Raw genomic sequence first — 18,623 nt, forward strand, 5'->3', positions numbered from 1 at the left:
CATCGCTTGCAAACAGTTCCCATGGAAACTTTCGCGCAAAAGAATTGATCAACCGGGGGAGGTATGATACATTCGGCATGGTAGAGTAGGAGAATGGAGAGGATGGTACAGGTGCAAAGTCACGTCATGGAGCGGGCAGCGGATTTCGCCCAGCTTGCTGATCGACTGGAACGGATGGCGTCGTCTATTGAAGAGACAAAGGACGATGCGACACCGGGGAAACTGCTCCAGCTCGCGGAGAAAACGCGCGGAGCGGAGTTGAATATTGCCTTTTGCGGCCACTTTTCGGCCGGTAAATCAACGATGATCAATACACTGTTGGGAGCCAGTCTCTTGCCTTCCAACCCGATTCCGACAAGTGCCAATGTTGTAAAAATCCGCGGCGGCGAAAAGGCGGCTCGCGTGTATACCCGCAATAATGGCGTTGTGACCTTTGATCCTGACACCGAAATGGAAAAGCTCAAGCAATTTGCCGTTGACGGCGATACGGTTGAGTGGGTGGAGGTCTCCTATCCGGGAACGTTGCTGAATGAGCAGGCCAGCCTGCTGGATACGCCCGGGATCGACTCTACGGACGCAGCTCACAAGATAGCGACAGAGTCGGCTTTGCACTTGGGGGATGTCGTCATCTACATGATGGATTACAACCATGTGCAGGCAGAAGAGAACTTCAATTTTACCAAAGCGTTGAAAGATCGGGGCAAGCCGGTTTATCTGGTTATAAATATGATTGACAAGCATATCGATTTTGAGCTCGATTTTGACAGCTATAAAGAGAGCGTGGAAGAGGCTTTTGCGACGTGGAACATCGTACCGGACGGGATCTTTTACACATCGCTCGCCGAGCCTGACCACGAGGAAAACCAGTACGAAGCTTTCCGGGCGATGCTGGAGCAGCTGATCGCGGACCGCGAACAGCTGGTCAGCAAAACGGTGGCGGACGCCGCCGAGCATTTGATCGAGGAACACGTACAAGTGCTGCGCAGACAGAACGCCGCCGTGCGCCAGGAGTTGGAAAACAGGCTGGATGAGCTGCAGCTGCCCTCTTTGGACAGCCGGGATGCCGGTCAGGTAAAGAGCGCTTTGCAAACAGCCGAGGAAGCAGCAAGCGAACTGGAGAGCCGGGTGGACAAGGCGCGCAAACAGATGGAAAAAGAGCTGGGGGCGCTGCTGGACAATGCCCGCCTCACTTATTACAGCACGAACGAGGCAGCGGAACAGTATTTGGAAAGCCGCAAGCCGGGCTTCAAGACGGGGTTGTTCTTTTCCGGGAAAAAGACAGAGGAAGAGCGGGCGAGAAGATTGGACGTACTGCTCGCTGACTTCCGCGAAAAGGTAGCGGCCAATCTCGATTTTCACTTCAAGGAGCTGCTCAGCAAATTCCCGCAGCAATTTGACCTGCGTGACGAGGCTTATCATGCCGCAGTCTACGCCACGACGATCGAGGTAACAGCCGAGTTTCTCGCCTCCCACGTCAAGGATGGGGCGAGTACTCGCGAGTATGTCATGAATTACTGTTCGGACATTTCGGGGGGTATCAAGACAGAATACCGCCGTGCCGGATTGGGCTTGATCGACCAGGTAGCAGCGCTCATCAGGAAGCAGACCGAACAGGAAAGCATGGCACTGCAAAAGCAGCTCGAGGTGCTTCGTGAACTGATGCAGATCCACGCCCGCCTGGAGCAGCTTGCTGCGATGGAGCAGGCTGCAGGGCAACGACTGCAAGCGATTTTGCGTGAAGGAGCGTAACTTTCAATCATGAACCAGCTAAAAGACAAACTGATCGCTGCGGCACAACGTCTGCAGCAGGCAAGCAGGGAGATTCAGTCAGTACCGGGGATGCAGGCGCAAGCCGAGACCATGCTGGAGCGAGCTGAGCGCTTGCAGGCCAACCGTTTTACCGTCGCCCTGTTTGGAGCATTCAGCGCAGGGAAATCATCATTTGCCAACGCCTTGATGGGAGAGCTGGTCCTGCCGGTTTCGCCGAATCCGACGACGGCGGCGATCAATAAAATCATGCCGCCGACAGAAGCGCATCCGCACGGCACGGTTCGCGTCGTGCTGAAAAGCCGGGAAGCCGTCGAGCAGGACGTCATTCGCTCGCTTGCGATTTTTGGCCTGGCTGCCTCCGATCTGGAGGAGGCCTTGGCAGAGCTGAACAAGATCGATGTTTCCAGCATTCCGCCGACGGCCAAGCCGCATTACACGTTCTTGAAAGCGGTCACCAAGGGTCTCGGCGAGATGTCCGCACACATGGGCGGCGAGCTGCTGGTCGACATGAAAGCCTTCAAAGGATTTGTGGCAAAAGAGGAAAAGGCGTGTTTTGCCGAATATATCGAACTGTTTTACTCTTGCCCGCTCACCGACCAGGGGATCGTGCTGGTGGATACGCCGGGGGCCGATTCGATCAACGCCCGCCATACCGGTGTCGCCTTTGAATATATGAAAAATGCCGATGCGGTTCTGTTCGTCACGTATTACAACCACGCCTTCTCTCAGGCGGACCGCGAATTCTTACTCCAGATGGGGCGTGTCAAGGACACGTTTGACATGGATAAGATGTTCTTTCTCGTCAATGCCGCCGATCTCGCGGCTTCCGAGGAAGAGCTTGCCGGGGTCGTTGCCCATGTAGAGAAAAATCTGTTGAGCTGCGGCATTCGCCATCCGCGCATTTACCCGGTTTCCAGTCAGACTGCCTTGCTGGCTCGTATGCACGAAGCCGGGAAACTTGCAGGCTCTGCGGAAAAGGTCTACCGTCAGCGCACAGGCACGCCGGAGGAGGCGCCGCTCGCTGCTCCAGAGGAAGCGCTTCGTTTGTCGGGCATGGCCGTGTTTGAACAGGATTTCCTCCGCTTTACGCTGGAGGAGCTGACGCAAATCGCTGTCAATGCAGCGATGGGCGAAATCCGTCGGGTACACAGCACCCTCGAAGAATTCATCCGGATGGCAGAGGCTGATGAATCGGAGCGCGACGCCAGAAGGCAGGCAGCCACGCAGGCTCGCGAAGCGGCTCTGGCTGCTGTGGAAGGCCTGTCGATAGCTTCGGCGGAACGCGATTTGCTGAAAGAGCGTGAAGAACTGGTGTACTATGTAAAGCAGCGCCTGTTTTTCCGCTTTAATGAACTGTTTAATACCGCGTTTAACCCCGCCGTGCTGAAAGAGGACGGCCGCAATATGAAACAGGCGCTCCAGGGCTGCCTTGGCGATCTGCTCCGCTCGATCAGCTACGACCTCGCTCAGGAGCTGAGAGCGACGACCTTGCGTCTGGAGAAGTTTCTGGGCAAGCAGGGAGCGAATTTTGTGCAGCAGTGGCAGCGGGACGTTCAGCAGTACGCATTTGGTTTGACGCTGGCGCCTTATCAGCCGCGAAAGGTGGAGACCTTGTCGTTTGCCGATGAGCTTCCGGTCTCCCTGGCAAGCCTTCAGTCATCCTTGTCGCTGTTCCGCAGCGCGAAAGACTTTTTTGAACAGGATGGCAAGGCCAAGCTGCGCGAGGATTTGGAAAAACGCCTGCAGGATCCGGTATCTGCCTACCTGAGTACAGGAAGCGGCCAAATAGGCGAGCAATTCGCGTCGCTCTTGACGCAAATGGTGGCCGAAGAACGAAGCCGCGTGGCTGACCAGGTGGAGGCGTACTTTACCGGAATCTTTGCTGCTCTGGACATGAATCTGGACATAGATGAGCTGAAGGCCAAGCTGGAGCGGGTGGCTTCGCTCATCACGGAAGCATAAGGTTTTTTAAAAGGGAGAGCAGGAGTCAGGGCGACGGCGCGGAAGAAGCCGTCCCCTGACTTTTTTGCGTTTAGACAGTCTTTGTAAGGTTCAATATATTAGAATTATATCCATTAAAATATCAAGTTATCTATTGATACTGTAGTATGTAATGTTAGAATTTAAATTGTTAACTAATATTGGTAATTGAGGGATTAATTATGAATCAATTGATGAAAAAAATTTTAGTTACAACACTCACTTCATCAATGGTCCTCTGAGTTACTGTTCCTGTAATGGCTTCTACAAATTATTCAGCTTCTAAGCAGATAGTTGTTGCTGCTAATGTATCTACTAACCAATATTCTGTAGATTTTATTAAGAAAATTGACAGATTTGTCAAAGTTGATGAAAATACATTTCAATTCTTTTTAGACCCAGTAGTACAGAACAATTTTTCTCAAGAAGAAATTGAGCAAGCTCAAATTATAATCGACGAATCAAACAAAAGCATACGGGCCATCTTGGATGAAGGGTTTGAATTGTTGGTAACACCTAGTGGTACGGTAAAAGCCAAAACCTCTGGTAGGAACCCTTTAAAATGGTTGGAGACATAGACACCAGCAAATATTTTGATTGGGATTATGAATGGTGGGGATTCCGTTTATGGATAAGTCCAAGATTGGTCTCAGAAATTCAAGATTATAATGGATATATTTCTGGTACAGCTGCTCTTGCGACAGAAGTTACTCTAGACTTGTTGAAAAGAAGAGGTATTCCTGTCCCAGAGGATCTAAAGGGGAAACTCAGCAATATTTGCGGGAGCCTTAGTTTCGTTTGGTGTCACCGCATTTTATCGCGCGTATAAAGACACTGGGGTATTTTACCATCATGGCATTATTCAAAAGGGTTTCTACAGTGAAGATAATCTTCCGGCTTTTTAACTTATAAATAATAAGAGGGGTGAGATAATTGGGGAAATTTCTTAGATATTACACAACTCAGAGAAAATATAAATTTGATTTGATTATCCTACCTCTTATAATTATTTTTGCAACATTTACATCTGACCAAAATGCATCTTTATTCAAGTACTTCATTAGTTACTTCACGATTCTGACTATTTCTTTAATAGTAACGTACATCATGTCTAGAAAAAATTAAGAGCATACCTATCTATATGGAGGAAAAAAATCGTTAGAAAATGACTTATGGATTCTTCACCTGGTGTAGTATTCATTAAGGAATTACTTTTGTTGATTTAATTGCTTATCTCTTTGATACACTCCTTCAGAGTTGATGTGATTATTGAGCTTTGGAGGGGGTATTTTTTTGTTTAAGCGAAATATTAGGAATTAATTGTTTTCAGCTTTTGAAATAGTAATTACAAAAAGAATCTATCGTCGAGATAAAGTAAAAATAACAAATAAGTGGAATTGGATATTTTTAGGGGAAGTAAACGAAAAGGGCAATGCTCTCAAAAGTAACTGAGAACCAACTCGTTTAGGTGCAAAATGAGGCAGATTCCCTTATTAATTAAGCAAAGTTACCATCAATTTCCTTTTTCATCCTTGCTCTACCCGAGAAATGCCAGTACAAATACAAAAGCAGTAGAGATGAAACAGGAGAAAAAAGCGAAGGGTCTTTGGGACACTGCCCAGGCTCGCATGCAAAAGCGGAACCCGCATTTGCGTCCAACCTCTGAGATGCTCCCAGAATCGGCTGCTTTTGGACGCAGGTTCCGCTTTTGTATACGAGCCGGACAGTCAATCTCCCATGCAAGTGTCCCACCGAACCCTGAGCGTTTTCTTCTGTTTCATCTCCTCCACTGCAGTCAGACCTGGGTTCTTTTCCTCGTCTCCCACCCTTCCCGCAAAATCCCCATCTTGATCGCATCGTAATACTCGCCCCGAACGATCCGCGCTTTTCTTACACGGGCTTCCTCAATCATCCCGCAGCGCTCGGCCAACCTGAAAGCGGAGAAAGCCCCTCGGCGTACACGCAGCCAAGGGGCTTTCGGGATCATTTACTTCGTAACTTTTTGATAGCTGTCGAATTGCTCTTGGATCTCTTTCGCAGGCTTCTGTGTCAACAGGCTGACTACGACAATGGCGACCAAGCTCACGGCAAAGCCCGGGATCATTTCATAGAGAAGGTCTTTCAGTACGTCAGATTGGGTCCAGAGAATGACTGTCGCCGCGCCTGCCACCATACCGGCCAGCGCCCCCCACTTGTTCATCCGCTTCCAATAAAGGCTGAGGAGGATGAGGGGGCCAAAGGAAGCGCCAAAACCAGCCCAGGCATAGCCTACAAGATCGAGGATCGTATCGTTTTTGCTGTAGGCGAGAAGCAAGGCGACCAAAGATACAATCAATACAGACAAGCGCCCGACAAAGACAAGCTCCTTATCCGATGCCTCGCGGCGGAAGAACGTCTTGTAAACGTCCTCGGTCAGGGAACTGGAGGTCACCAGCAGTTGGGACGAGATGGTACTCATGATCGCGGCCAGAATCGCTGCCAGCAGGAAGCCAGTGATCAGGGGATGGAACAAAATTTTCCCCAGCTCGATGAACACGGTTTCCGGATCGGACAATGTTAGTCCCTGCTTGGAGTAATAGGCGATTCCGATCAGCCCTGTAAACATGGCGCCGACGATGGAGAAGATCATCCAGCCCATGCCGATAAAACGGGCTTTTTTGATTTCTTTCACCGAGGAGATGGCCATAAAGCGGACGATGATATGAGGCTGTCCGAAGTAGCCAAGTCCCCAGGCGAACAGCGAAATGATGCCAAGCAGGCTGGTGCCCTTGAAAATATCGAGCAGCGCGGGATTGATTGAGTAAATTTCCGTAAACGTAGGGCCGATGCCGCCGACGTGCAAAATGGTGACCAAGGGTACGAGAATCAGTGCGATAAACATGATCAATCCTTGCACGAAGTCCGTCCAGCTCACGGCGAGGAATCCGCCAAACAGCGTGTAAGCGATTACGACAACGGCGACAAGCCACAGTCCGGTATGGTAATTGAGATGGAACGTGTTTTCAAACAGCACGCCGCCGGAGACGAGACCGGAAGAGACGTAGAAGGTAAAAAAGATCATGATGACCAGGCCGGATACCAGCCGCAGCATACGCGATGCGTCTCCGAAGCGGTTTTCCAAAAAAGCGGGAATGGTAATCGAGTTATTGGCCACTTCCGTATAGGTTCTCAGGCGAGGGGCGACGTACAGCCAGTTGGCATATGCCCCCAGCGTCAAGCCGATGGCAATCCATGAGGCGCTGATTCCCTGTGCAAACATGGCGCCAGGCAATCCCATCATCAGCCAGCCGCTCATGTCCGAGGCGCCGGCGCTGAGCGCCGTGACGGCCGGGCCGAGCGTGCGTCCACCCAACATGTAGTCGGTCAAATTGGAAGTGCGTTTGTAAGCGTAGTAGCCGATCAGCAGCATGCCCAGCATATAGACAGCAATAGATATAAGAAGCTGCAGGTCCATTTTCAGCACTCCTTGATCTTTTTTAATAATTGTAAACAAATTGTGAACGATTTATACTTTACCATGGTCATGTATAAAAATCTACTGCCAAAATCAGAAGATTCCATAACGTAAGCGCTTAAATTTTTTTGATCGAAAAAATCAGAAAAGGCATGCAGGGACATCGTCCGAAGCATCATTTCATGTAATGTTTTCCTTCCGTTCTGACTGCGGGGAGGAGAGCAAAGAAACCCGCATGCAGGATGCAGGTTTCCGCTCCTCTCCATATCTGCGCGAACGCGGCTCGAAGTCACACTTGCAAGAGACCTGTCTTCATTACTCCACCTGGATTTGCCCGTTTGCGTCCAGCGATACGTTAAATTCCTTTACCACCTGCGGCTCCTCGCCGGGGTTGTTCAGATTTTGCTTCAAGACCTTGAATTTTCCGTCGCCGGTCAACTGGCCGGTATATTCAACGCCGAACAGATCCGATTTGTAAAAGCTAAAGCTGGCCAGTTCGGTTTTTTGCAGCTCTTCCGCCAGCAATGTTCCGTCGCCGCTGAACATCGCCTTGCGCAGAGGCTCAGACGATTCGTATTTTTGCTGGAGATAGCTCTTCAATTGCTGCGCGATCTCCGATTCGGCCAGCTGCTTGCCTGCTTCGACCACCTGCTTGCCAGCCTCGATCGCCTGTTTCCCGGTCTCTACAGCTTGCTTTCCTGTCTCAATCGCCTGCTGGGCGCTTTGCACCCCCTCCGACACTTCGGAGCAAGCAGTCAGCATCAAGCTGCTGAGCAGGATGATCGCTGTTTTGCGCATGCGTGGATCTCTCCTTTTTCGCAATATTGATCTGATAAAGCTCTTTTTGCGCGATATTCCTCTTTGTATTGTAACATAGATGAATAACAAAGTGTTCCGGCCATGGAACGAGGTTCTCTCCGGCCAAAGGCAGGGCCGTCTTGATCCGGTCTGTTCGAGCTGATTGAAAAAGCTGTGTTTCGGTGTCTCCACATTCTCCGCACTCGCATATGCTGTGGTATGAAACAAAGCTGTTCCGAAGACAGGGAGGAAACAACGATGCATGGCAAAGTCAAATGGTTCAGTAAGGAAAAAGGCTACGGATTTATTGAACGAGACGGGGGACCGGATGTTTTCGTCCATTACTCCGCAATCAGTGGCACTGGCTACCGCAATTTGGAGGAGGGCGAGCTGGTTACGTTTGAAGTCGTGAGCGGCCAGCGAGGTCTTCAGGCCGCCAATGTGACCCGCAACACCAACGGATAACAACGACAAACAGGAAAATGAAAGCCGCTTGTTCCCTCGGGAGCAGACGGCTGTTTTTATGTGTGCCCATGTTCGTGCACGAGGCGGATCGGATGTCTTGATAGCCTGACGCACCGGGGGGCGGCAGACGTTGCGCGATGGCTTCTTTTGCATTCACCATTCCTCTGCTATAATTGATGATGGCTTTCTGGGCGCATGAGAGCGGCATTTTTTGTCATGACAAGATTTTGAAAACGAGGTGGCTTATGAAGGCTTATTTGGAACTGCTTCAGGATATATTGGACAATGGCGTAGAGAAAGAAGACCGCACAGGTACAGGAACCATCTCCGTTTTCGGCAGGCAACTCAGAATGGACCTTCAGCAAGGGTTTCCGCTATTAACCACAAAAAAAGTGCATATGAAATCGATTATCCACGAGCTGCTCTGGTTTTTAAGCGGAGAAACGAACATCCGCTATCTAAACGAGAACGGCGTAACCATCTGGGATGAATGGGCTGACGAAGAGGGCAACCTGGGGCGCGTGTACGGTGCCCAATGGCGCACGTGGCGCGGACCAGATGGACAAGTCGTGGACCAGATTGCCAACGTTGTCGAGCAGATTCGGACCAATCCCGATTCCCGGAGGCATCTCGTCAGTGCCTGGAACCCCGCGGAGGTTGACGATATGGCGTTGCCGCCATGCCATTACGCGTTTCAGTTCTACGTGGCAAATGGCCGCCTGTCGTGCTTGTTCAACATGCGGTCGGTGGACACCTTCCTCGGATTGCCGTTCAATCTTGCGTCGTATGCGCTTTTAACCCACATGGTGGCGCAGCAATGCGATCTGGAGCCAGGAGAGCTGATCTGGACAGGCGGGGACGTACACATCTATTTGAACCACATGGAGCAGGTCAAGCTTCAACTGACGAGAGAACCGTATCCTCAGCCGACTTTGAAAATTGCACGCAAGCCCGACTCTATCTTTGACTATAAATACGAAGACTTTGAACTGATTGGCTATCAATCCCACCCGGGCATTAAAGCTCCGATCGCAGTGTAAAAGGGATGTATTTGTGAAGGGAGGTATCGGTATGATCAGCCTGATCGTCGCCCATACCCGCAATCGTGTGATTGGCAGAGACGGGGTTATGCCTTGGCATCTGCCCAACGATTTGAAGCATGTGAAAGCCATTACGACCGGACAAACCATCGTCATGGGAAGAAAAACCTTTGCCTCCATCGGCAAGCCTTTGCCGAATCGGCGCAATGTCGTATTGACGAGGAGCACAGACTTTTCCGCGGAAGGCGTGGAAGTCGTCCATTCGAAGGAGGACGTGCTGGCTCTGGGCGATGTGATCATCTTTGGCGGCGCCGAGCTGTACCGGCAGTTTCTGGACGCGGTAGACCGCATGTATATTACGGAGATTGACATGGAAACAAAGGGCGATACGTTTTTCCCCGAATGGGACCAGAAGGCCTTTAACCTGGTATGGCGACGGGAAGGGATCGTAGACGAGAGAAATCCGATCCCTCATACGTTTTCTCTCTATGAACGAAAGCGGAACTGAATAAAAGACTGTAAGGAAAAAGGCGTCTGTCCCTGCGTGGATATGGCGCTTTTTCGTTTAGGCAGCCATAAGCTAAAGATGAGGACTTTTACGAGAAAGAGGGTGTTGCCACAAGTGGACAAACGAATCGGCATCTTGACATATCGGGGAGACAAAGGCTTTGGAGATCCGGCTTATTTGCGTCGTCTCGTTGAAGAGGGGATGGCAATGGGAGTAGAGGTTTATGTATTTTCCCCTCAGGATGTAGATGTGGTTTTCCGCCAAATCAAAGGCTATGAGCCGTTTGGTGCCGGGTGGAAATGCAAATGGCGCGAGTGGCCCGACATCGTCATTGACTACTATCGCTATTATCCGTTAGAAAAGCATAGGCAATATTTGCCCATTCGTCAGGGGAGTTTATTCCGTTTCGCCAATAATCGCTTCGCCAACAAGTTTCTCGTCCATCAGCTTCTTGAACAGGAACCGGAGCTGAACCAATGGCTGCCGGAGACGGTCCCGTTCAGCAAGAGAAATTTAGGCGACATGGTCAAGCGGCATCCCCGTCTGTATCTGAAGCCAACGAACGGTACGGGAGGCAGAAGCATTCTGCGGATTGAGCGGAAGGGCGAACGCTTTCTGTTATGCGGACGTACCAAGAAGCAAGGACAGAAGAACGAGATTTTGTCCAATATAACTTCCTTGTCTCAGCGCATCAAGCAGTGGACGGAGCGGGAAAAACGCGGAGACGAAATGTTTTTCCTGCAGCAGGGACTAGACCTGAATCTGTTGGACGACCGGACCGTGGACGCTCGCTTGTTGGTGCAAAAAGACGGCCAAGGGAAATGGCGCCTGACGGGAATGGGAATGCGCGTCGGACCCGTTAACTCTTCGACGTCAAATCTGCACGGCGGGGGTACGGCGCTGCCGGCTGGCAGGTTCCTGTCAAACCGCTTCGGACTAGACCTGGCTGAACTGATCATTTACCAATGCGAGGAGCTGGCCTTGCTCACTGTCGAAAAGCTGGAAGAGCATTTCGGACAAATGATGGAGTTTGGGTTCGACCTGGGGATCGACACAGAGGGACGCGTATGGATCATCGAAATCAATCCCAAGCCGGGACGGGACATCTTTCGCAAGCTGGGGCAACTCGAACGATACCAGCAAGCGGTTCGCCGGCCTTTGGAATACGCCTTGCATCTTTTGGAACAGGATTCGGTTGTCTCGCAGTAACGTCCAATAAAAAAGTGTTTGGGGAGAGTATCGTCATGAGAGAGTGCAGCATGTACGGGCGTTCCGGAAAAATACTGGACGTCCGTACGTGTATTTGGCAGAGATAGGCGGCAGCAGAGAAAACATGGAACGAAAAAGGACAAGCCTTCTTCATTTCTAAGCCGATACCACGCATAATATACAATGAAAGAAGAAAAGAGGTGCTGAAAATGATGGAATCATTTCGTATCCCTGTCAGTGAAGATTTGGTGATCCGGGGGAATGTTCACACGCGGGAAAAGGACGCGGGACAGCCGCTGTTGATTTTCTGCCACGGCTTTAAAGGCTTCAAGGACTGGGGAAGCTTTCCCTATGCGGCAGATCGCTTGGCGGAAACGGGCATGGCGGTGGTCCGGTTCAACTTTTCCTGCAACGGTGTAGGAGAAAGGGGAACTGAGTTTGACGAGCTCGAAAAATTCGGCCGAAATACGTATGCTCGTGAAATCGCTGACCTTCGTGCGCTGACCGATTGGCTGCGCAGCGAAGCCTGCCCGTTTCACAGCAGTTTTGACAAGGAAAAGCTGTTTGTCCTCGGACATAGCAAGGGTGGGGCTGACGCCATTCTGTTTGGGGCGAACACCCCGCTGGTCAAAGGAATTATTACGTGGAACGGTACGGCAGATGTCAACCTGTTCGATGCCAGACTGCGGCAGGAGATCGCCGAAAAGGGAGTCGGATACATTGCCAATGCGCGGACCGGCCAGCAGATGCCGATTACCAGGGCCGTCATCGACGATGTCGACCAAAACCGGGAAGCGTACGATCTGCTTGCCAAGGTGAGCAGCATGGAGCAGCCGCTGTGCATCATTCAGGGAACAAAGGATTACGAGCGCCTGGTAAAAGGTGCGAAGCGTCTCCAGGAAGCGGCGAAGGACGTCCGCATCCACTGGATTGAAGAGGGGGACCATACGTTTAACACACGCCATCCCTTTGCCGGTTCTAGCCCGCAATTGGAGAGCGCAATCGAACATGCGGCAGCTTTTGTCCACGCCCTGTGTACATAAGCCAAAACGGCGAAATCACGCGTTTTCTTTCCCTCTGGGCTATGGTATACTGAATAGCGTCATAAAGATAAATTCAGTGACAATTCTGAAAAATGAAGAAACTCATGGGGTGGAGAAACGATGAAACCAAACGTATGCTTGTATGATACGACTCTCCGGGATGGCACCCAGGGAGAGGGCGTCAGCTTGTCAGTGGAGGACAAGGTGAAAATCGCCCTCCGTCTGGATCAGTTCGGTATCGATTTCATCGAAGGCGGCTGGCCGGGGAGCAATCCAAAGGATATGGCTTTTTTTGAGAGAATCAGAGAGATTCCCCTGCAGCACGCCACGATAACAGCATTCGGAAGCACCTGTCGTCCGAATGTCCCTGCATCCGAGGATGACAACCTGCGGGCGCTGCTCCAGAGCGGCGTGAGCGCGGCGGCCATCTTCGGAAAATCGTGGGATTTGCACGTCACAGACGCACTGAAGACGACCTTGGACGAGAATTTGCGCATGGTTGCCGATTCGGTCGGATTTCTTAAATCAAAAGGACTGACGGTTCTGTTTTTGGCCGAGCACTTTTTTGACGGATACAAAGCCAATCCGGTTTACGCCCTGCGCGTGCTGGAAGCGGCAGAAGGAGCGGGCGCCGATTGGATCGTGCTGTGCGATACAAACGGCGGCAGTCTGCCCCATGAAATCTATGAAACAGTAAAGACGGTAAAAGGGAGCCTGCAAACGCGCCTGGGAATTCATCCGCACAATGACTGCGAGCTGGCCGTTGCCAATGCGCTGGCTGCCGTTCAGGCGGGGGCGGAGCAGGTACAGGGAACGACGAACGGGATCGGCGAGCGCTGCGGCAATGTCAACCTCGTTTCCGTCATCCCCAATCTCCAGCTGAAGCTCGGGTACCAATGCGTCGAACCGGAGCAATTGCAGCAGCTGACCAAGCTGTCCCGCTTCGTCGCGGAGGTCGCCAATATGGCGATGCCGAACAATCAGCCGTTCGTCGGCAACAGCGCGTTTGCCCACAAGGGCGGCATCCATGTGAGCGCCGTGCTGAAGGACCCCAAAACCTACGAGCATATCGACCCCGAGCTGATCGGCAACAAGCGCCGGGTACTCGTCTCCGAGCTTTCGGGACAAAGCAATCTGCTCGCCAAGACAGACGAGCTGGACATCGATGTGGCGCTGGATAAACAGGAAGCCCGCGAGATCATCCAGCGCATCAAGGAGCGGGAATTCCAGGGCTACCAGTATGAAGGGGCGGAGGCCTCGCTTTCGCTGATGCTGCTCGACGCTGGAGGCAAGCTGGAGGAATTGTTTACGCTGGATTCCTTTAAAATTCTGATGGAAAAGACGGCGGACCGGGCGATTTTATCCGAAGCGACCGTAAAACTGCACGTGAACGGACAGGTGGTTCATACCGCCGCCGAAGGAAACGGGCCGGTCAATGCGCTTGACAACGCGCTTCGCAAAGCGTTGGAAAATCACTATCCCTGTCTGTCCGAGATGCATCTCACCGACTACAAGGTGCGCGTGCTGGATGAGAACGGCGCGACCGCGGCAAAAGTCCGCGTGCTGATCGAATCAGGACGCAAAGGGGAGAAGTGGAGCACCGTCGGCGTTTCGACCAACGTGATCGAAGCAAGCTGGGAGGCGCTGATAGACAGTATTCGCTACCTGTTGTGGAAGGAAGGCTGCGAACTGTCCGAACGACAGGAGCAGCTGGAAGTCCGCGTCGGGATCGTCAATCACTAGTCCTGCTTTGAAAAACGGAAATTCGTCTGGAAGTCTATCATCGCGATAGGCTTCTTTTTTTTGGAAAAATGCATGGGTGAACTATTCCCGCTATCCTCCGAGCTGGCGTTCCTTGCTTTAAGCTGATCTATCCATGCGGGCTTTCGCATAGATTTGTAGCAAGAATTCCAATTCTTGCAAATCGGGAGAGGAGGAGCGGGATGAAGAAAGTGTGGAGTGGCAATCTGATTACGCAAATGATGATCGCATTTGCAATCGCTGTCATTTGGGGGATCGTCGCGGGTACGGGCGCAGAGGCCGTCAAGCCGCTTGGAGATCTGTTTTTGCGTCTGATCAAATTCATTATTGTTCCGCTTGTTTTGGCTTCTCTGGTCACCGGCGTTTCCAGTACGGGCGATATCAGAAAGCTGGGCAGAATGGGAGGCAAGACGATCGCTTATTATTTGGCGACGACCGCTTTGGCAGTCATCCTCGGATTGCTGATCGCCGGCCTCTTGTCGCCTGGATCGGGACTGGAACTGAAGCCGGAAGGGAGCAAGGCGGAGACCAAGGAGGGGCCGGCGATCATCGATACCCTGCTCGCTATCGTTCCGAACAACCCGTTTGCCGCAATCGTACAAGGAGACATGCTGCCGATTATTTTCTTCGCCATTTTTCTCGGCATCGGGATTTCGCTGGCGGGGGAGAAGGCAAAGACGGTTCAGCTGTTTTTTGAGCAGTTTGCCGAAGTGATGTACAAGATTACCGGCATCGTCATGCGGGTGGCCCCTGTCGGCGTGTTCGGACTCGTGGCGCCAATTGTCGGGAAACACGGTCTTTCCGTATTGCTGCCCTTGTCCAAAGTCGTTCTCGGCGTAGCGGTCGGATGCCTGCTGCATGCCGCCATCGTCTATTCGATCAGCGTCAAGCTCTTTGCCGGGATGACGCCGCTGCGGTTTTTCAAAGGCATCGCTCCCGCAGGGATGATCGCGTTTTCCACCTCCAGCAGTTCGGGAACGCTCCCGATCACGCTCCAAAACGTGGAAAGCAATCTGGGCGTCTCCAAACGGGTAAGCAGCTTTGTCCTGCCGCTGGGGGCGACGATCAACATGGACGGCACGGCGCTGTACCAGGGTGTATGCGCGCTGTTTGTCGCCCAGTTTTACGGAATCGATCTTTCCTTTCCCCAGCTTTTGACGATTGTTCTGACAGCCACGCTGGCGTCGATCGGGACAGCGGGAGTTCCGGGCGCGGGCTTGATCATGCTGACGATGGTGCTGACGTCTGTCGGGCTGCCGCTGGAGGGGATGGCCCTGATCGCGGGAATAGACCGGATTCTGGACATGTTTCGGACAGCGGTCAACGTCATCGGAGACGCCTCTGCGGCGGTTGTGGTTGCGGCCTCGGAGGGAGAGCTTGACCAAGGGGGCCAAGCTTGAGACGTGTACATGCGAAAAGGCGAACACGAAACAAGGAGTAAGAAAACACTCATACGAAAAAGCCGCCCGTACAAAGCAAAAAGCGTTAGTCGCCCGCACGCAGCAAAAAGCGCCGATCCCAAACGGAACCGGCGCTTTCGCTCTGAGCGCATGCGATTTACGACTGCTTTCGCATACCGCCCAGCTCTTCGACGATGGCGGTCATCTCATTGATGCTGAAGCTCGCCTTTTTCTGAACCATATTGTACAGGTACAGCAGGTCTTCGTAATGCTCAAGGTCAAAATCCTCCGGACGCATCACTGCAGTGTTGGCCATGTTCAGCTTGGCTTTGATGCCCTCGATGATCGTCGCCAGATTTTCTTGGGTCGCCTGTGTCAGGTCTGCCATGGGCTAGTCTCCTCCCTGTATCGGATCTTGGCGTCCGCCCCGCCATTTCGCAAACATCAAAATGCACGGGTCTTCCGCTAAAAGCTCTGAAAAACCGCAGCAAGCTATTTGATCAGCTGTCCGCGAGTTACTCCCAATTGGTTGGTGGCTTTCAACGAGCGCCAAACGTGGGAGCCGCTTACTTCGCCGCGCAGCGCTTGACGATACAGGCGAATCACTTCCTGTACCCGCTCCGGCTCTTCCTCCAAGAATTCGATCCGGTAGCTGCCTACACCCAGTTTGGCAAATTCGCTCAAATACTCGGCGCCGGACTGGTCGATGGCGTTGTACACAGTATTGCGGCAGCCGGTATCGACACGCACCGGATGGGAGAAGCCGACCCGGTCGCGCAGCGAGACGCGGGAGGTTTCGCAAGGCGTTCCGCAGTTGGTGTGGTCGGTTCCGGGGCTGAGGAACGTACAGTATACGCAGTGCTCGGTGTGGAACATCGGCAAATGCTGATGAATCACCACTTCCATCCTGGACGCGTCCGCATTTTCGAGCAGATCGACCATCTGCTGGATGTTCAAGTCATAGGAAGGCGTCACCATTTCCAGGCCGCAGTCCAAAAACAGCTCGACCGCCTTGTGGTTAGCGATATTCAGCGAGAAATCGCCGATCAGGGGGATGCCCAGCTCGTGTCTTTGGGACATGTAATAATGCAGGGCTCCCGTATTTCGCACCAGGATGGCGTCGGGCTGGCTTCTCGCGATCAGCGCCAGCACTCCGTTCTCGTCAGGCATGTGGATGCGCATCGTCGCAATCGCGATCTTTTTGCCGTAGCGGTGCGCCAGCTTGACGGCATCCGGGTACTGCTTGACGAATTCAAAATCGGCGTACAGAAAATCGACGTCGGTCTGAGCCGCGGCTTCCACCTGCTCCAGCGACCGGCAGAGGGCAGTCAACCTCGGCTTTTCCACGTGACCGCGGGCTTTGACATCCGCGTAAACGTCTACCGTCCGCTTTTGGTACACAGGCGGCTTGGTCCGCAGGAAGAGGAGCTGTTCGACCGCTTCCCGGCGCATCCGGTTCAACTCGCTGACAGGCAGGATCACCTCTCCGTCAAGCGCCGCCGTCAAATCAGCCGCTTCGAGGCGGTAGATCGTACCGCCGAGGCGTCCCAGCTGGTCGAGCAGCAGCTCTGCCGTTAACGGCCGTTTTAACGCCGCTTCCAGAGGAATGTCCGATTGGTTGGTAAGGGCGTTGTTGGCCATTTTGTCCACCCATGTGACGGACAGTTTTTCCCCAAGCTTGCCGCTCACATGCACGCCGAGCGGGAAGGTGCGGTACGGCTTTTCCGTTTCAAACGTCTTGCGCAGCCGTTTGTCCAGTTCGGGATCGCTCGTTTTCCAGACGCGGTCGCCGACATGAATGCGCTGGAGCTTGACGTCGTTTCGTCCCATCACGATCTCTAAAAGCCCGCTGCTGACTTCGCCCTCCACCTTTTTGCCGCGCTGGAGCAGGTCGTACACGCGTCCGCCCTCTTCCTTTTGGGTCGGATCGCCGGCATCGAAAACGATCCCGTCGCCGCGCTTCAACGGCGAAGACAACTCGACGAGAACGGCATGCTTGAGCACTTTTTTCACAGTCCCGAGGAAGACGCCGCGGCTTTTCGGGAAAGTGCCGTCCAGAAGCGTCTTGTTGTTGGTTCCCTCCAAAAAGCCATGCGTAAACCCGCGGGAAAAGCTTTGCTGCAGCTCTCTGATGTCCCGCTCGCTCGGAGAAGCGTCCTGTCCGGCAAAATAGCGGTCGATGGCAGCGCGGTATTTGCTCACCACGTTGGCCACGTACTCCGGCGATTTCAGACGTCCTTCGATTTTAAAGGAGGTGACGCCAGCCTCGATCAGCTCGGGAACCAGCTCGATGGCAGCCAAATCCTTCGGAGAGAGCAGGTAGGCGATATTGCCCATCTCCTTCTGAACGCCGTCGACGATCAGGTCGTACGGCAGTCGACAGGCTTGCGCACATTCGCCGCGGTTGGCGGAGCGCCCGCCCCACATTTCCGAGGTGAGGCATTGACCGGAGTACGATACGCAGAGAGCGCCGTGGACGAATACTTCCATCGGCAGCTTCGCTTTTTCGCCGATTGCCTTGATTTCCTTTAAAGAGTTTTCACGTCCCAAAACGACGCGCTCGATGGAAAACGGCTTGGTGAATTCGACCGCTTCCGGCGAGGTGATCGTCATCTGGGTCGATCCGTGAATGGGGAAATCCGGGGAGATTTCGCGAATCAGCTTGACCAGCCCCAGGTCCTGGACGATCAGCGCATCCACGCCGGCGTCGATACAGGACTCGACCAGCTCGCGGGCATCGTTCATTTCGTCTTCAAAAACGAGAATGTTAAAGGTCAAAAAGCCCTTTACTCCGTACATGTGCAAAAATGCCATGATCTCCGGCAGTTCCGCCATGTGGAAGTTTTCAGCTCTTGCCCGTGCGTTAAACTTCTCCACGCCGAAAAAAACGGCGTTGGCTCCGTTGGCGACAGCAGCCTTCAGACACTCCCAGTTTCCTGCAGGCGCCAGAAGTTCAATATCTTCACGTTTGATACCATTTCGCATGAGTGTGTTTTACCTCCAAGGTCTAAAAAAACAGGCTATCCTCATCATCATAGGGAAATGTCCCGGTCTCCGCAAGGAAAACCTCGATCCAATGCGCGTTTTGGGAAATTTTCTTTATCCAAAGGAAGGAGAGCCGGACTTTGGCTGGAGGTAACGTGCAGACTTGTGGAAAGCGAGGGGGAAAACCAGAGGTCAAAGCAAGCCGGGAAA

At 52.7% G+C, this 18,623-nt stretch carries 14 protein-coding genes and 1 pseudogene; 10 read left to right on the top strand and 5 right to left on the bottom strand.

What is annotated here, in order from left to right; all coding sequences use genetic code 11:
• Positions 1–102: 102 nt before the first annotated feature.
• From Q3F21_RS00860 to Q3F21_RS00870, 3 genes are all read left to right on the top strand, one after another.
• On the top strand, positions 103–1,749 hold the full coding sequence (locus Q3F21_RS00860; protein ID WP_340249167.1) for a dynamin family protein: 1,647 nt from the start codon (positions 103–105) through the stop codon (positions 1,747–1,749).
• A 9-nt stretch (positions 1,750–1,758) separates the two neighbouring features.
• Positions 1,759–3,732, top strand: a complete 1,974-nt coding sequence (locus Q3F21_RS00865; RefSeq protein WP_340249169.1) for a dynamin family protein — start codon at positions 1,759–1,761, stop codon at positions 3,730–3,732.
• A 275-nt stretch (positions 3,733–4,007) separates the two neighbouring features.
• Complete coding sequence (locus tag Q3F21_RS00870) at positions 4,008–4,328, top strand: hypothetical protein (protein ID WP_340249171.1); 321 nt, start codon at positions 4,008–4,010, stop codon at positions 4,326–4,328.
• 1,217 nt (positions 4,329–5,545) lie between these two features.
• On the opposite strand, the pseudogene Q3F21_RS00875 reads toward Q3F21_RS00870, so the two are convergent.
• The 3 genes and pseudogenes from Q3F21_RS00875 to Q3F21_RS00885 form a co-directional block, all read right to left on the bottom strand.
• Positions 5,546–5,683: pseudogene (locus Q3F21_RS00875) on the bottom strand (N-acetyltransferase); the annotation flags it as partial.
• 54 nt (positions 5,684–5,737) lie between these two features.
• A complete protein-coding gene (gene putP, locus Q3F21_RS00880) occupies positions 5,738–7,204 on the bottom strand; it encodes a sodium/proline symporter PutP (protein WP_340249173.1) in 1,467 nt (488 codons plus the stop codon).
• A 315-nt stretch (positions 7,205–7,519) separates the two neighbouring features.
• Complete coding sequence (locus tag Q3F21_RS00885) at positions 7,520–8,002, bottom strand: hypothetical protein (protein ID WP_340249175.1); 483 nt, start codon at positions 8,000–8,002, stop codon at positions 7,520–7,522.
• Positions 8,003–8,260: 258 nt separating this feature from the next.
• On the opposite strand from Q3F21_RS00885, the gene Q3F21_RS00890 reads away from it, so the two are divergent.
• From Q3F21_RS00890 to Q3F21_RS00920, 7 genes are all read left to right on the top strand, one after another.
• Positions 8,261–8,467: a cold-shock protein gene (locus Q3F21_RS00890; RefSeq protein WP_340249177.1), complete on the top strand. Its 207-nt coding sequence runs from the start codon at positions 8,261–8,263 to the stop codon at positions 8,465–8,467.
• A gap of 245 nt (positions 8,468–8,712) precedes the next feature.
• Complete coding sequence (locus Q3F21_RS00895) at positions 8,713–9,507, top strand: thymidylate synthase (RefSeq protein WP_340249180.1); 795 nt, start codon at positions 8,713–8,715, stop codon at positions 9,505–9,507.
• A 31-nt stretch (positions 9,508–9,538) separates the two neighbouring features.
• Positions 9,539–10,015, top strand: coding sequence for a dihydrofolate reductase (locus tag Q3F21_RS00900; protein WP_340249183.1), 477 nt, complete (start codon positions 9,539–9,541; stop codon positions 10,013–10,015).
• A gap of 114 nt (positions 10,016–10,129) precedes the next feature.
• Positions 10,130–11,224, top strand: coding sequence for a YheC/YheD family protein (locus Q3F21_RS00905; RefSeq protein WP_340249185.1), 1,095 nt, complete (start codon positions 10,130–10,132; stop codon positions 11,222–11,224).
• A gap of 209 nt (positions 11,225–11,433) precedes the next feature.
• The gene (locus tag Q3F21_RS00910) at positions 11,434–12,267 is read left to right on the top strand and encodes an alpha/beta hydrolase family protein (RefSeq protein WP_340249188.1); all 834 of its coding nucleotides are present in this window, start codon (positions 11,434–11,436) and stop codon (positions 12,265–12,267) included.
• Positions 12,268–12,387: 120 nt separating this feature from the next.
• Positions 12,388–14,010, top strand: coding sequence for a citramalate synthase (gene cimA, locus Q3F21_RS00915; protein ID WP_340249189.1), 1,623 nt, complete (start codon positions 12,388–12,390; stop codon positions 14,008–14,010).
• Between the two features lie 200 nt (positions 14,011–14,210).
• On the top strand, positions 14,211–15,428 hold the full coding sequence (locus Q3F21_RS00920; protein ID WP_340249191.1) for a dicarboxylate/amino acid:cation symporter: 1,218 nt from the start codon (positions 14,211–14,213) through the stop codon (positions 15,426–15,428).
• 157 nt (positions 15,429–15,585) lie between these two features.
• Here Q3F21_RS00920 and Q3F21_RS00925 read toward each other — a convergent pair whose 3' ends face one another.
• Positions 15,586–15,816, bottom strand: a complete 231-nt coding sequence (locus tag Q3F21_RS00925; protein ID WP_340249193.1) for a DUF1128 domain-containing protein — start codon at positions 15,814–15,816, stop codon at positions 15,586–15,588.
• A 104-nt stretch (positions 15,817–15,920) separates the two neighbouring features.
• The gene (locus Q3F21_RS00930; RefSeq protein ID WP_340249195.1) at positions 15,921–18,413 is read right to left on the bottom strand and encodes a DUF3656 domain-containing U32 family peptidase; all 2,493 of its coding nucleotides are present in this window, start codon (positions 18,411–18,413) and stop codon (positions 15,921–15,923) included.
• Positions 18,414–18,623: the final 210 nt, after the last annotated feature.

Origin of the sequence: Brevibacillus borstelensis (assembly GCF_037834415.1) — a bacterium.
GTDB lineage: Bacteria > Bacillota > Bacilli > Brevibacillales > Brevibacillaceae > Brevibacillus > Brevibacillus borstelensis_A.

Coding starts and splice junctions, on each gene's coding strand:
- Q3F21_RS00860 (WP_340249167.1), top strand. CDS start 103: ATGGTACAGGTGCAAAGTCACGTCATGGAGCGGGCAGCGGATTTCGCC.
- Q3F21_RS00865 (WP_340249169.1), top strand. CDS start 1,759: ATGAACCAGCTAAAAGACAAACTGATCGCTGCGGCACAACGTCTGCAG.
- Q3F21_RS00870 (WP_340249171.1), top strand. CDS start 4,008: ATGGCTTCTACAAATTATTCAGCTTCTAAGCAGATAGTTGTTGCTGCT.
- putP (WP_340249173.1), bottom strand. CDS start 7,204: ATGGACCTGCAGCTTCTTATATCTATTGCTGTCTATATGCTGGGCATG.
- Q3F21_RS00885 (WP_340249175.1), bottom strand. CDS start 8,002: ATGCGCAAAACAGCGATCATCCTGCTCAGCAGCTTGATGCTGACTGCT.
- Q3F21_RS00890 (WP_340249177.1), top strand. CDS start 8,261: ATGCATGGCAAAGTCAAATGGTTCAGTAAGGAAAAAGGCTACGGATTT.
- Q3F21_RS00895 (WP_340249180.1), top strand. CDS start 8,713: ATGAAGGCTTATTTGGAACTGCTTCAGGATATATTGGACAATGGCGTA.
- Q3F21_RS00900 (WP_340249183.1), top strand. CDS start 9,539: ATGATCAGCCTGATCGTCGCCCATACCCGCAATCGTGTGATTGGCAGA.
- Q3F21_RS00910 (WP_340249188.1), top strand. CDS start 11,434: ATGATGGAATCATTTCGTATCCCTGTCAGTGAAGATTTGGTGATCCGG.
- cimA (WP_340249189.1), top strand. CDS start 12,388: ATGAAACCAAACGTATGCTTGTATGATACGACTCTCCGGGATGGCACC.
- Q3F21_RS00920 (WP_340249191.1), top strand. CDS start 14,211: ATGAAGAAAGTGTGGAGTGGCAATCTGATTACGCAAATGATGATCGCA.
- Q3F21_RS00925 (WP_340249193.1), bottom strand. CDS start 15,816: ATGGCAGACCTGACACAGGCGACCCAAGAAAATCTGGCGACGATCATC.
- Q3F21_RS00930 (WP_340249195.1), bottom strand. CDS start 18,413: ATGCGAAATGGTATCAAACGTGAAGATATTGAACTTCTGGCGCCTGCA.